At 65.8% G+C, this 13,843-nt stretch carries 10 protein-coding genes; 7 read left to right on the top strand and 3 right to left on the bottom strand.

Annotated features, from left to right (window positions below):
• The first annotated feature begins 87 nt into the window (after positions 1-87).
• The 7 genes from V5F59_RS12740 to lpxB all read left to right on the top strand — a co-directional run bounded on the left by V5F59_RS12740 (position 88) and on the right by lpxB (position 8,537).
• Positions 88-1,245, top strand: a complete 1,158-nt coding sequence (locus tag V5F59_RS12740; RefSeq protein WP_393977917.1) for a M50 family metallopeptidase — start codon at positions 88-90, stop codon at positions 1,243-1,245.
• A gap of 196 nt (positions 1,246-1,441) precedes the next feature.
• Positions 1,442-3,937, top strand: a complete 2,496-nt coding sequence (gene bamA / locus V5F59_RS12735; RefSeq protein WP_393977915.1) for an outer membrane protein assembly factor BamA — start codon at positions 1,442-1,444, stop codon at positions 3,935-3,937.
• Between the two features lie 76 nt (positions 3,938-4,013).
• Positions 4,014-5,111: a UDP-3-O-(3-hydroxymyristoyl)glucosamine N-acyltransferase gene (lpxD, locus tag V5F59_RS12730; RefSeq protein ID WP_393977913.1), complete on the top strand. Its 1,098-nt coding sequence runs from the start codon at positions 4,014-4,016 to the stop codon at positions 5,109-5,111.
• The gene (gene fabZ, locus V5F59_RS12725) at positions 5,108-5,593 is read left to right on the top strand and encodes a 3-hydroxyacyl-ACP dehydratase FabZ (protein ID WP_393977911.1); all 486 of its coding nucleotides are present in this window, start codon (positions 5,108-5,110) and stop codon (positions 5,591-5,593) included. Before lpxD ends, fabZ begins: the two co-directional genes overlap by 4 nt.
• A complete protein-coding gene (lpxA, locus tag V5F59_RS12720; RefSeq protein WP_393977909.1) occupies positions 5,593-6,399 on the top strand; it encodes an acyl-ACP--UDP-N-acetylglucosamine O-acyltransferase in 807 nt (268 codons plus the stop codon). Before fabZ ends, lpxA begins: the two co-directional genes overlap by 1 nt.
• 3 nt (positions 6,400-6,402) lie before the next feature.
• Positions 6,403-7,341: an LpxI family protein gene (locus V5F59_RS12715; protein ID WP_393977907.1), complete on the top strand. Its 939-nt coding sequence runs from the start codon at positions 6,403-6,405 to the stop codon at positions 7,339-7,341.
• Positions 7,342-7,346: 5 nt separating this feature from the next.
• Positions 7,347-8,537: a lipid-A-disaccharide synthase gene (gene lpxB / locus V5F59_RS12710; protein WP_393978594.1), complete on the top strand. Its 1,191-nt coding sequence runs from the start codon at positions 7,347-7,349 to the stop codon at positions 8,535-8,537.
• A 106-nt stretch (positions 8,538-8,643) separates the two neighbouring features.
• Here the strand turns inward: lpxB and gltA are convergent, their stop codons facing one another.
• From gltA to V5F59_RS12695, 3 genes are all read right to left on the bottom strand, one after another.
• A complete protein-coding gene (gene gltA, locus V5F59_RS12705; RefSeq protein ID WP_393977905.1) occupies positions 8,644-9,954 on the bottom strand; it encodes a citrate synthase in 1,311 nt (436 codons plus the stop codon).
• Between the two features lie 169 nt (positions 9,955-10,123).
• A complete protein-coding gene (gene mobA, locus V5F59_RS12700; RefSeq protein WP_393977903.1) occupies positions 10,124-10,753 on the bottom strand; it encodes a molybdenum cofactor guanylyltransferase MobA in 630 nt (209 codons plus the stop codon).
• Positions 10,754-10,938: 185 nt separating this feature from the next.
• Positions 10,939-13,650 (bottom strand): glycosyltransferase, encoded by a 2,712-nt coding sequence (locus tag V5F59_RS12695; protein WP_393977901.1) that lies wholly within the window; start codon positions 13,648-13,650, stop codon positions 10,939-10,941.
• Positions 13,651-13,843: the final 193 nt, after the last annotated feature.

Here is a 13,843-nt window from a genome sequence, read left to right as displayed (position 1 = left end):
GGCTGCGCGGAACGGCTTCCCGATGCCGGAAGCGACGATGGATGAAACCTGTGCCGGTTTTCCCGGCAGGAGAAGAGGAACGGGATGATGGATGTGATTTCCGGGCTTGGTGCACATCTGGGTACCTTCTTGTCCTCATCCCTCGGCTATCTCATCCCCTTCCTTTTCGTCCTGACGCTGGTGGTGTTTTTCCACGAACTGGGCCACTTCTGGGTGGCGCGGCGGGCCGGCGTGCGGGTGCTCACCTTCTCCCTCGGTTTCGGGCCGGAGATCGCCGGCTTCACGGATCGGCATGGCACGCGTTGGCGGCTTGCGGCCGTGCCGCTGGGCGGTTTCGTGCGATTCTTCGGCGACGACGACGCGGCCTCCACGCCGGATCAGGCGCGACTCGCCCAGATGACCCCGGCCGAGCGCAAGCAGAGCTTTTTCTTCCAGCCCGTGCGCTGGCGCGCCGCCATCGTGGCCGCCGGGCCTATCGCCAATTTCCTGCTGGCCATCTTCCTGTTCGCCTTCGTTTTCATGGTGTTTGGCAAGCAGGTGACTGCGCCGCGCGTGGATGAGGTCAATCCCGGCAGCGCGGCGGAGATGGCCGGCTTCAAGCCCGGCGACCTCGTGCTTGAGATCGACGGCTCGAAGGTGGAGAGCTTCGCCGACATGCAGCGCATCGTCGGCAGCCATGCGGGCGAGCCGCTGCGCTTCGTGGTGGAGCGCGGCACCGCCCAGGTGGCGCTCACGGCAACGCCTCAGCTGAAGGAGGTCAAGGATCCCTTCGGCAATGTGCACCGCACCGGCCTTCTGGGAATCTCCCGCTCCATGTCCGCCGCGGACGTCACGACTCGCCGCTTCGGTCCGGTCGAGGCCCTCGGCATGGGGGTGCAGGAAACCTGGTATGTGGTCGACCGCACATTCTCCTACCTCGGCGGCCTGATCTCGGGGCGGGAATCGGCGGATCAGCTGGGCGGCCCCATCCGTATCGCCCAGGTGTCAGGGCAGGTGGCTACTTTTGGTATTGGGGCACTTCTTTCGCTGGCGGCAGTGCTGTCCGTCTCGATTGGAATCCTTAACCTCTTTCCCATCCCGCTCTTGGATGGCGGACACCTTCTGTTCTACGCTTTCGAGGCGGTGCGCGGTCGCCCTCTGAGCGCGCGCACGCAGGACATTGGCTTCCGCATCGGCCTCGCGCTGGTGCTGATGCTGATGATTTTCGCCACTTGGAACGATGTGCTGCATATTCCTGCGATGTAACGGTTTTTGAATTTCCGCACGGGGGTCGTGGCGGCAGCGCAACGGTCCTCCGGAAAAGGCGGGCATTGGGGGCGGTGTTGTTTGCAGTGCAGGTAAAAGCCTGTACAAGCTGCATCGCAGGGTGAGAATCCGTGGGGCGTGCCGCAGGCGCGTCTACGGGGTTCGAGAACAACGAAATTTCAAGGTTGCGCACCATATGACTGCTCCGCACCGGGTGTTGAGAAATCTGGCTGCTGCCTTTGGGTTCGCGCTGTGTGTGGCGGGCTCTACGGTGGCCGGCTCCCTCGTTGCAGCTGCTCCGGCCGCCGCACAATCGAACGCCATTGTGGTGGAGGGCAACCGACGGGTGGATGCGGAGACGATCCGTTCCTACTTCGGTCCTGGCCCCTACACTGCCGCCAAGGTTGATGAGGCCTGGAAGGCCCTTTACGCGACGGGGCTCTTCTCCGACGTGCAGGTGTCCCAGTCCGGCGGGCGCATCATTGTCCGCGTGTCCGAGAACGAGGTGATCAACAAGGTCGTCTTCGAGGGCAACAAGAAGATCAAGGACGAGGTGCTGGAGGGCGAGATCCAGTCGAAGCCGCGCGGCACCCTCTCCAAGGCGACCGTGCAGGCGGACACCCAGCGCATCATTGAGGTGTATCGCCGTTCCGGCCGTGATGACGTGCGCGTCAATCCGGTGACCATCGATCGCGGCAATGGTCGTGTCGATCTGGTCTTCGAGGTGACCGAGGGCAAGAAGACCGGCGTCAAGGACATCAAGTTCATCGGCAACAAGGCCTTCTCGGATTGGAAGCTGAAGGATGTGGTCTCGACGACCACGACCAACTGGCTGTCCTTCCTCAAGTCCACCGATGTGTACGATCCGGACCGGGTGAACTCGGACCAGGAGCTGCTGCGCCGCTTCTATCTGAAGAATGGCTATGCCGACTTCCGTATCGTGGCTGCGACCGCCGAGCTCGATCCGGGTGGTCAGGGCTACATCATCACCTTCACGCTGGACGAGGGTGATCAGTACAAGTTCGGCAAGGTGGATGTGGTCTCCAACATTCGCGACGTGAGCGGCGAGTCTCTGCGCCGGTCCGTTCGCGCTCAGGATGGGCAGATCTACAACGCCGAGCTCGTCGAGAAGACGGTGGAGAACCTCACCATCGAGGTGTCCAAGAGCGGCTATGCCTTCGCCCAGGTGCGTCCCCGCGGTGACCGTGACTTCGAGGCCAAGAGGATCAATGTGGTCTTCGTGGTGGAAGAGGGGCCGCGCGTCTACATCGAGCGCATCGACATTCGCGGTAACACCCGCACTCGTGACTACGTGATCCGGCGCGAGTTCGATATCGGCGAGGGCGATGCCTACAATCGCGTCCTCGTGGATCGTGCCGAGCGTCGCCTGCGCAATCTCGGCTACTTCAAGAATGTGAAGATCGTGACCGAGCCGGGCTCTGCGCCCGACCGCGTGATCCTGGTGGTGGACGTGGAAGATCAGCCCACGGGTGAGTTCTCCATCTCCGGCGGCTACTCGACGGCGGATGGCGTCATTGCCGAAGTGTCGGTGGGTGAGAAGAACTTCCTTGGTCGCGGCCAGTACGTGAAGGTGTCCGGCTCTCTCGGCCAGAACGCCTCCGGCGCGGAATTCTCCTTCACCGAGCCTTACTTCCTCGGCTACCGTCTGGCGGCTGGCTTCGACCTGTACTGGAAGGAGACCAACACCACCAGCTACACGCCGTATGGCACGACGACGGTGGGTGGTGGCCTGCGCTTCGGTCTGCCGATCACCGACGAGATCACGCTGGCGCTGCGCTACAACCTCTACCAGCGCGAGATCAACCTCTGCAACGACTACGGTGTGCCGGGTCAGACTACGTACGAGTATTGCGCGTCGTCGATTTCATGGGCGATCCGCGATGCGGCGGCGCAGGGTGCGACGATCACCTCTGCCCTTGGCTATACCCTTTCGTTCAACGGTCTCGACAACAACCTGAACCCGACCCAGGGTCTGTATGCGGAACTGAAGCAGGATCTCGCCGGTCTCGGTGGCGATGTGAGCTTCATCCGTACCACGGCTGATGTTCGTCACTACACGCCCCTGATCAACGACAGCGTGTTCATCCTGCGCGGTCAGGCGGGCTATGTGAGTTCGTGGGGTGGTGACCAGCTGGATGTGCTCGACAACTTCTACATGGGTCCGAACTTGGTGCGTGGCTTCGCTCCGTCTGGCATCGGCCCGCGTGATATCGCTCCCTGCGCCGCCTCCAACAAGGGCTCGGTGATCTACTACAACTGCCTGAACAACGATCTGAACGCTCTGGGTGGCACGACCTACTGGGGTGTTTCGGCGGAGATCCAGTTCCCCTTCTCGTTCCTGCCCAAGGACATCGGCATGAAGGGTGCGGTCTTCGCCGATGCCGGCTCGCTGTTCGACTACGGTGGTCCCATTGCCTTCCCCGGTGTCGTGGGCTGGAACAAAAGCAACTTCTACGGCAATCCGAACTTCGTGACCTGCCCTGCTAACTCGAAGAATCCCGGTGGCAACGTCTGTGTGTACGATGACAACACGATCCGGTCTTCCGTTGGCGCGAGCTTGATCTGGCAGTCGCCGTTCGGTCCGCTGCGCTTCGACTATGCGTGGGTGCTGTCGCAGGCGGCCTATGACAAGACACAGGCGTTCCGCTTCTCGGGCGGCACGCGCTTCTGATCCCTCGTATCCTGGGGCGGGCGCCGGCGGGCGGAGACCTTTCTCCTGCCCTTCCGGCGCCCGAGTGTATTTGCACATGAGCCACGAGGTCTTCTTTCCACTACCGGTGCCGATGACCGTCGCCGAGGTGGCGGCCCTCAGCGGCGCTCACCTCACGGCGCCGTCCGAGGCGGACGTCGAGGCGTTCGGCGCCCGGCGCATCACCGGTGTCGGGACCCTGGAAACGGCCGGGCCGAACGAACTCGCCTTCTGCGACACCTTCCTGTTCTCTGAGATGCTCGGGGCGACCCGCGCTGGCGCCGTCATCACGTCCGACCGCTTCGCCAGGAAGGCGCCCGAAGGACTTCCGGTTCTGGTCTCTCCGCGTCCGGCGGCAGCTTTCCTCGCCATCACTCGGCGCATGTTTCCCTCGGCCCTGCGTCCGCTGCCCATCTTCGGTCAGGAGGGAGTGGCTCCGGGCGCGCAGGTTCATCCGCGGGCGCGGCTCGAAGACGGTGTCACCGTGGATCCCGGTGCGGTCATCGGACCCGGCGCGGAGATCGGCGCCGGAACCGTGGTCTGTGCCGGTGCGATCGTCGGTCCCAACGTGCGGATCGGCCGAGACTGCGCCATCGGGCCGGGGGCGAGCGTCATCCACGCCTTCCTCGGCAATGGCGTCATCATCCATGGCGGCGCGCGCATCGGCTCCGACGGGTTCGGCTACCAGCCCTCGCCGGCGGGCCACCAGAAGGTGCCGCAGATCGGCCGTGTCGTGATCCAGGACAATGCGGAGATCGGCGCCAACACCACCATCGACCGTGGCGCGCTGACGGACACGGTGATCGGCGAAGGCACCAAGATCGACAATCTGGTGCAGATCGCCCACAACGTGGTCATCGGGCGCCACTGCATCGTCGTGTCCCAGACCGGCATCTCCGGCTCCACCACGCTGGGTGATTTCGTGATGCTGGGCGGGCAGGTGGGGGTCGTGGGCCATGTGACCATCGGCACCGGGGCGCAGATCGCCGCTTCCAGCAACGTGAAGGGCGATGTGCCGCCAGGCGTGCGTTGGGGCGGGTCTCCGGCCAAGCCGGTGCGCGAGTGGTTCCGAGAGGTGACGACATTGAAGCGCCTTGCGGCCGCCAGCGCGCGCCGCGGCGAGAAGGAAGAGGACGGGGAGGGACCCGAGGAATGACCGAGACGACGTCTATGGGGGCGGACGCCGAACCCAAGGTGCTGGTAAGCGCGGACATCCAGAAGGTCCTGGCCTGCCTGCCGCACCGCTATCCCTTCCTGATGGTGGACCGGGTTGAGCAGATCGACGGTGATCTGTCCTGCGTCGGCATCAAGAACGTCACCGCCAACGAGCCGCACTTCCAGGGGCATTTCCCCGGCAATCCGGTGATGCCGGGGGTGCTCATCATCGAGGGCATGGCCCAGACTGCCGGCGTCGTCTGCGTGCTGGGCAAGGATAAGCAGAAGCCCTCGCTGGTCTATTTCATGACCATCGACGAGGCGAAGTTCCGCCGGCCGGTGGTGCCGGGCGACGTGCTTGAGTACCACATGACCCGGATCAGCAAGCGCCGCAACATGTGGTGGTATCGCGGCGAGGCCAAGGTGCGGGGCGAGCTGGTCGCCGAGGCCAAGGTCGGCGCGATGATCGTGGAGAACGACTAGTGCCGAACATCGATCCCACCGCGCGGGTGGTGAACCCGGCGGGGCTTGCGGAAGACGTTGAGGTCGGTCCCTTTTGTGTCATCGGTCCGGACGTGGTGCTGAAGGCGGGGGTGAAGCTCGTCTCCCACGTGAATGTCCAGGGTGCCACAACCATCGGCGCCCGCACCATCGTGCATCCCTTCGCGTCTCTCGGCACGCCGCCCCAGTCCGTGCACTACAAGGGCGAGCCCACCGAGCTCCAGCTGGGTGAGGATTGCGTCATCCGCGAGCATGCCACGGCCAATATCGGCACGGCGGGCGGCAGCGGTGTCACCCGCATCGGCAACGGTGTGATGATGATGACGGGTTCCCACGTGGGCCATGATTGCTCGGTGGGAAACAACGTCATCTTCGCGAACAATGCCGTGCTCGGCGGCCATGTGAGCGTTGGCGACTTTACCTTCCTCGGTGGCCAGTGCGCGGTGCACCAGTTCACCCGCATCGGTCCTCAGTGCATGATTTCCGGCCTCACCGGCGTGCGGGAGGACGTGATCCCCTTCGGCAATGTGCTCGGCCAGGCGGGCAAGCTCGTGGGGCTCAACGTCATCGGCATGAAGCGGCGCGGGTTCACCAAGAGCGACCTGCATGCGGCGCGCGCGGTCTACCGCGAGCTCTTCTTCGGCGAGGGCACGTTCGACACGCGGCTGGAGAAGGTGCGCGAGCAGGTGGAGTCCTCGCCCTTCGCCGCCGCCGTGGTGAGCTTCATCGATGCGGATCGCAAGCGTCCCATCTGCCAGCCCTCACGGGGTGTGACCAGGGAGGATTGAGGCGTGGGCCTGCCGGGGCAAGACGGGCAGGGGCACGCAGGGGAGCCGACACCCGGCCCCGGCGCGGTGTCCGCGCGTCCGCAGGAGGGGGCCCCGCGGCGCGACCCGCTTGGCATCGTCGCCGGCAGCGGCGCCTTTCCCGCCGCGGTGGCGGAGGCGGTGCTGGCGCAGGGACGGCCGGTTGTTCTCTTCCTGATGCGCGGCTTCGCCGATCCGGCGCTGGAGCGCTATCCCCATCACTGGTTCCGGCTCGGTTCCCTCGGAACAGTCACGTCTTTGGCCAAGGGACAGGGCGTGCGTCAGGTGGTGATGGTGGGTGCGCTGACGCGTCCCCGTGTCTCCGACCTCGGCTTTGACTGGACCATGCTGCGCCTGCTGCCGCGCATCGCCCGGCTGTTTCGCGGCGGCGACAACCACCTGCTTTCCGGCGTGCTGCAACTGGTGGCGGAGCAGGGCTTCAGCCTGGTCGGTGCCCATGAGGTGGCGCCGGCCCTCCTGCTGCCGGAAGGCGTGCTCGGTGCCCATGCCCCCACGGCCCAGGACAAGGCGGACATGGCGCGCGGCCACGACGTGATCCGCACGCTGGGACCGTTCGACGTGGGGCAGGGCGTGATCGTGGTGGACGGGCTGGTGGCTGCCGTGGAAGCCGCAGAGGGTACCGACCAGATGCTGGCGCGCTATGGGGAGATGCGGCGTACCGGCCGCCTGCGTTTTCCCGCCGGCAAGGGGGTGCTGGTGAAGGCGCCGAAGCCAGGGCAGGATCGCCGGGTGGACCTGCCCTCCCTCGGCCCGGCCACGGTGGCGCGGGCGGCGGAGGTGGGGCTCGCCGGCATCGCCTTCGAGGCCGGCGGCGCCATCGTGCCCGATGCGCAGGCCCTTGTCGCCGCTGCGGACAAGGCGGGCCTGTTCGTGATGGGCATGGGGCCGGATATCTCAGCATGAGTGAAATGCAGGTGGCGCGTCCGCTCAAGGTGTTCATCGTGGCCGGCGAGGAATCGGGCGACCAGCTGGGCGGGGCGCTCATGGAGAGCCTCGCCGCGGCAGCGCCGGGCATCGCCTTTCGCGGCGTGGGCGGGCGACGCATGGGGGCTGCCGGGCTGGCGAGCCTCTATCCCATGGAGGATCTCACCGCCATTGGCATCGCGGCCGTGGTCTCCAAGTTGCCGACCATTCTGAGGCGGCTGAAGGAGACGGTGGAGGCGGTGCTCGCCGATCCACCGGATGTGCTGGTGCTGGTGGACGCGCCGGACTTCACCCACCGGGTGGCGGCCCGGGTACGGGCACGCAACCCGCACATCCCCATCGTGAAATATGTATCGCCAACCGTCTGGGTCTGGCGGCCGGGGCGGGCGCCGGCCATGCGGCCCTATGTGGATGCGCTTCTCGCCCTGCTGCCGTTCGAGCCGGAGGTGCATCGGCGCTTGGGCGGGCCTCCGACCTTCTATGTGGGCCATCCCCTGCTGGAACGGCTGGGCGAATTGCGCCCCGAGGGGCAGGATGCCACGCGCCGCGCGGGTGCGCCGCCCGTGGTGCTGGTGCTGCCGGGCAGCCGGCGACGTGAGATCGTGCGGCTCGGGGCGGATTTCGGCGCGGCTCTGGCCGAGGTGGGCGGGCGGGTGCCCATGGAGCTGGTGCTGCCGACCCTGCCACGCCTGGAGGCGCTCGTCCGCGAGACCATTGCCAGCTGGCCGCTGAAGCCGCGCATCGTCACCACCGAGGCGGAGAAGCTTGCTGCCTTCCGTACCGCCAGGGCCGCGCTTGCGGCCTCAGGGACGGTGACGCTGGAGCTGGCGCTGTCGGGCGTGCCGCATGTGGCGGCCTATCGCATCGGCTGGCTGGAGGCGCAGATCGGCCGGCGGGTCCTGAAGGGCACCACCGTGATCCTCTCCAACCTGGTGGCAGGGGAGAATGTGGTGCCGGAGTTCCTGCAGGAATATTGCACCGTGCCGGCCCTTGTCGGCGCGCTGGAGAAGCTGCTGGCCGACACGCCCGAGCGGGCGCGGCAGGTGGAGGCCTTCGCGCGCTTTGATGACATCTTCGGCATTCTCGGGCCCAGCCCCAGTTCCCGCGCGGCGGAGGTGGTGCTGCGCCTGGCCCGGGAGGGCCGGACGGGTGCGCTGCCGGGGCCCGAGGCCTGAGGGGCTTGGGCCCCCCGACCGCTGAAATCCCTACCCGCAAAAGAAAAGCGCGGCCGGCTGGCCGCGCTTTCCGTTTTCATGTTCGCTTGACGCTGGCGTCCCGCGCTCACTTGCGCTTGGACATGGCCACGTAGTCGCGCTGGGCGGCACCGGTGTAGAGCTGGCGGGGACGGCCAATGCGCTGGCTCGGGTCCTCGATCATCTCCTTCCACTGGCCGATCCAGCCCACGGTGCGGGCGAGGGCGAACAGCACGGTGAACATGGTGGTGGGGAAGCCCATCGCCTTGAGGGTGATGCCCGAATAGAAGTCGATGTTCGGGTAGAGCTTCTTCTCGATGAAGTACTCGTCGGAAAGCGCGATGCGCTCCAGTTCCACCGCCACGTCGAGCAGCGGATCATCCTTGATGCCGAGCTCGTTCAGAACCTCGTGGCAGGTCTGCTGCATGATCTTCGCGCGCGGGTCGTAGTTCTTGTAGACCCGGTGGCCGAAGCCCATGAGGCGGAAGGGGTCGTTCTTGTCCTTGGAACGCTTGATGTATTCCGGGATGCGGTCCACATGGCCGATCTCGGTCAGCATGCGCAGGGCCGCCTCGTTGGCGCCGCCGTGGGCGGGTCCCCACAGGCAGGCGATGCCGGCGGCGATGCAGGCGAAGGGGTTCGCGCCGGAAGAGCCGGCGAGGCGCACCGTGGAGGTCGAGGCGTTCTGCTCGTGATCGGCGTGGAGGATAAAGATCTTATCCATCGCCTTCGAGAGAATGGGGTTTACCTTGTATTCCTCGCACGGAACCGCAAAGCACATGCGCAGGAAATTCGACGTATAGTCGATATCGTTCTTTGGATAAACAAACGGCTGGCCGATTGAATACTTGTAGGCCATGGCCGCCAGCGTCGGCATCTTCGCGATCATGCGGATCGATGCGATGAGGCGCTGGGTGGGATCAGAAATGTCCGTAGAGTCGTGATAGAAGGCGGAGAGCGCGCCGACGGAAGCCACCATGATCGCCATGGGGTGCGCGTCGCGGCGGAAGCCCTGGAAGAACCGGGTCATCTGCTCGTGAACCATCGTGTGACGGGTCACGGAAGCATCGAACTCGGCCTTCTGCGCCGCGGTGGGCAGCTCGCCGTAAAGCAGGAGATAGCAGGTCTCGAGGAAGTCGCCGTGTTCCGCGAGCTGCTCGATGGGGTAGCCGCGATAGAGCAGCACGCCCTGGTCACCGTCGATATAGGTGATCTTGCTTTCACACGACGCGGTGGAGGTAAAGCCGGGGTCGTAGGTGAACATCCCCGTCTGGCCGTAGAGCTTCGAGATGTCGACCACGTCCGGCCCGATCGTGCCTTCGTGGAGCGGAAGGTCCCAGCTCTTTTCCCCCAAGCTCAGCTTGGCCGCTTTTGCCCCGGTGTTGGTGGTGGCGTCCATGGATCCCTCATCCTTTGGGCGGACAAGAACCGGATCTGCACGAACAGCTGGAGTGGCCATCCGAGCCTTCGTGCGTCAGTCCGTCTCCGCTCCGGCACCTTCGCGAATGCGAAGCTGCCATTGCGCAGTCCTAAACCCTCCCCAATCCTGCCGCAAGCATGACCATGCTTCATTGCCGGGCAGCCCGACGAAATTCAGCAATGGCAAGGTCTTCTGGCGTGTTCACATTGAAGAAGGGGTCTTCCGGCTCCTCGTCCCAGCTCTCCGTTACGGCGTCGAGGGCCTCCAGCAACAGCCCGACTTTAAGGTGCCCCTCCGCCAGATTTTGCCGCAGCGCGGTGCGGGCATACTGCGGCCAGAGGGCGACCACCGGATGACGCCGGCCACCGGACCGGGCGCAGACCACTTTTCCGGTATCCAGTTGCCGTGAGACAAGTCTTCGGGCGAGGTTGGCCGGCAGGAAGGGCGTGTCGGCCGGCACGGTGAGCAGGCTCGCCCCCGGCGCCACCTCTGCCAGGCGTTCCAGCCCGGCCAGCACGCCCGCGAGCGGGCCAGGGCATCCCGGAATGGTATCCGGCACGATCGGGCAGTCGAAGGCGGCGTAGGCGTCGCGATCGTCGTTCGCGTTGATCCAGATGTCCGACACCTGGGGCCGCAGCCGGTCGATGACATGAGCGATGAGCGGGCGGCCACCCAGCGCCACCAGTGGCTTGGCGGGCGCGCCGAGGGTGGGAGCCCCCATCCGCCGGCCGAGGCCGCCGGCGAGGATGAGGGCGAAGGGGAGGGCGGGGGAGGCCATGTTCCTTCATAGGGCCAGATCGGGAGGGATTGAATGCCGGGATCCGCGGTTTCCTCTGCCGCGGAAGGGACCGCCCGGACCGGCCGCCCGTGATCCGGTAGCAAAGGGCCCTGCATGGGCGTTTCTCCCCCCGGAAACGAAAACGCCCGGCAATGAGCCGGGCGTTCGCTGTTGGAGGGGGAGGCTCACTTCGCCACGGCGGGCGGCGGCGTGAGGCGCAGGCGGCGCGGCACCGCGGCGATCCGGGTTCCGAGCGCCTGCCAGAAGGCGAAGGTGTTCAGCCGCGTGGGCTCGAAGGCGCCGATGAGGGCAGCCGCCACGAAGGGCAGGCTCTGCACCATCAAGGCGATGCCGTAGAGGTTGATCTCGCGGATGTGCCGCCAGTCGTTGGACGTCTTCGAGATGGAGATGCCTGGCAGGTTGTTGGCCACCAGCAGGTAGATGCCGGCGACGATCAGCAGGCCACCGATGATCGCCTCCGGCAAAGCCGGGAAGGATCGGGCCGCGCCGGCCAGCCAATTGTTGCCCTTGGCCGTGCGGGCGAAGGCGAGGTCCTTGTAGCGGAAGCCGTCCAGCACGGCCTTCGCCACCGTGAACTGCACCGCGCTCGCCGCCACCGCCGCGCCGAACATGCGCAGGGGCGTGGTTTCCACCCGCAGACGATAAAGGCTGACGAAGTGCAGCACATAGACCAGGAAGGTGATGAGGATCGGCAGCGTCAGCACGTGGGCCGGCACCGAGATGCTGAAGTAAGCCACGAAGGGCACGAACAGCAGGGACGCGATCGCCATGAAGGCGCCCACTGATTCCGAGCCCAGCCAGGAGATCCAGCCCAGCACGAAGTGGCGCTTCTGGGCCGTGGTCAGGCGCGAACGGGTGGGCAGGAAGCGCCGCCAGTGCTTCTTGATGATCTGGAAGCCGCCATAGGCCCAGCGGTGGCGCTGCTTCTTGAAGGCCTCGAACGAGTCGGGCAGCAGGCCGTAGCCGTAGCGCTTGCGGGTGTAATGGGTTTTCCAGCCGTTCTCGGCGATGGTGAGGCCGAGGTCCGTGTCCTCGCAGATGGTGTCGGAGGACCAGTTTCCGGCCTCCATCATGGCCGCGCGGCGGATGAGGCACATGGTGCCATGGACGACGATGGCGTCATCCTCGTTGCGCTGCACCATGCCGATGTCGAAGAAGCCGGCGTATTCGGCGTTCATCGCCTCGTGCAGCGGGCTGCGCGCGCCGTCGCGATGGTCCTGCGGCGCCTGGACGAGGCCCACGGTGGGGTCCTCGAACACGGGCACGAGGTCTTTCAGCCAGTCGGGCGTCACCACATAGTCGGCGTCGATCACGCCGATGATCTCGGCGTCGGGCGCGGTCGCATCCAGGGCGATGCGCAGCGCGCCGGCCTTGAAGCCTGCCACCTTCTCGGCGTTGATGAACTTGAAGCGGTCGCCCAGCAGCTCGCAATGGGCGCGCACCGGCTCCACCATCGCCGGGTCCGGCGTGTTGTTGACGATGATGACCGCCTCGAAGTTGGGATATTCGAGCCGCGCCAGCGCGTCGATGGTCTGGATGAGCATCTCCGGCGGCTCGCGATACGCGGGCACGTGGATGGACACCTTGGGGAAGCGGGACGGCGTGCCGGGCTTCTGTGCCTCCACCAGGCGAGCCGGCCCCCGTCCGAAGGCGACGGCCGCCAGTTCCTCGATGCGGTAGAGCAGCACGAACACCAGGGGCACCAGCATCACCACGCTGAGGGCGAGGGTGAAATAGTCGCCACCCGTGACATAGTGGTTGAGCCAGTAGTCCACCACCATCGCGAGCCAGGCGGCGACGCCGTTGGCGGCGCCCGCCAGCACGAAGCCCTGGGTGAAGGTCAACTCGCGCATGCGCAGCAGGGGCAGGGAGAAGAGCACGCCCAGCAGCAGCGCCAGGGTGGTGGTCTGGTTGTAGGTGTGGTCGTGGATCGCGCCGGTGAGCGGGAACTTCAGCTGCCGGTCGGCATTGAACACGCCCCAGTACTGGCCCACCGACCCTTCGTTCTGCTTCCTGGGCAGGTCGAACGCCTCGATGATGTTGTACTCGATCCCGAGGGCGTCGGCCCGGGAGACGAAATCACGGATGATCTTCGCCTGCTCGATGGGGTCCGGCACGGAGGCGCCGCGGTTGTAGCCGTGCGAGGGCCAGCCGAACTCGCCCACCACGATGCGCTTGCCGGGATAGGCCGCGCGCAGACGGTTGTAGGCATTGATGGTGTAGTCCACCACCTGGTCCGCCGGGATGTCTTCCCAGTAGGGCAGGATATGGGCGAGGATGAAGTCCGACGCCGCGGCGACCTTGGGGTGGTCCAGCCAGGTGTTCCAGATTTCGCCCGTGGTCACCGGGACGTTCACCTGGCGCTTCACGCTGCGGATGAGGTCGGCGAGTTCCTCGTCCTTCATGTCGTCGCGCAGCAACGTCTCGTTGCCGACCACCACGGCCTGCACGTTACGGTTCTGGCGCGCCACATCGATGACGCCCGCCAACTCGCGCTGGTTGCCTTCCCTGGCCTTCTCGATGACCTCGCCGGTGTCCCGGTCGACGTCGCGGTTCAGCCACGCGCCGGCGGTCACCTTGATGCCCTGCTCGGCGGCGATGGGAGCGATCAGCTCCTTGCCGTTGGTGGAGGAATAGGTGCGCACGGCCCGCGTGTAGGGGGACACAACGTTGATGTCCGAGCGGATCTGCGATGCGTTGGTGGGGGCGTTGCCCTCAGGGCTCATGCTTCGGCTGAAGGGCGCGAAGGACAGGCTCTGGAAGCGGTCCGTGATGTTCGGAGCGCTCGCCTCGGGACGCAGGGAAAGCCACATCGCGGCGTGGAAGGAGGTCACAACCGCAATGACCGCTGCCGCAGCAGCAAGACCGGGACGCATGGCGATGCCCACCCAAATCGGGAAATTCGAACCCCGAACGCCATCTGGAGGCGGAGGGTTCCGGAGAACAGCTTGAGGGCACCCTTTCGACCTGCCCCTCAGTCGGCATCGCAGCATTAATCAATAATTTACGCTGCGATGCACCGAGACACTAACATGCTCAGGGGAGGAGATAAATCCCGATCATGGCGGG

It is taken from the genome of Xanthobacter nonsaccharivorans, from assembly GCF_043194755.2.
Classification (GTDB): domain Bacteria; phylum Pseudomonadota; class Alphaproteobacteria; order Rhizobiales; family Xanthobacteraceae; genus Xanthobacter; species Xanthobacter autotrophicus_G.
This window is presented reverse-complemented; position numbering and strand designations above follow the sequence as displayed.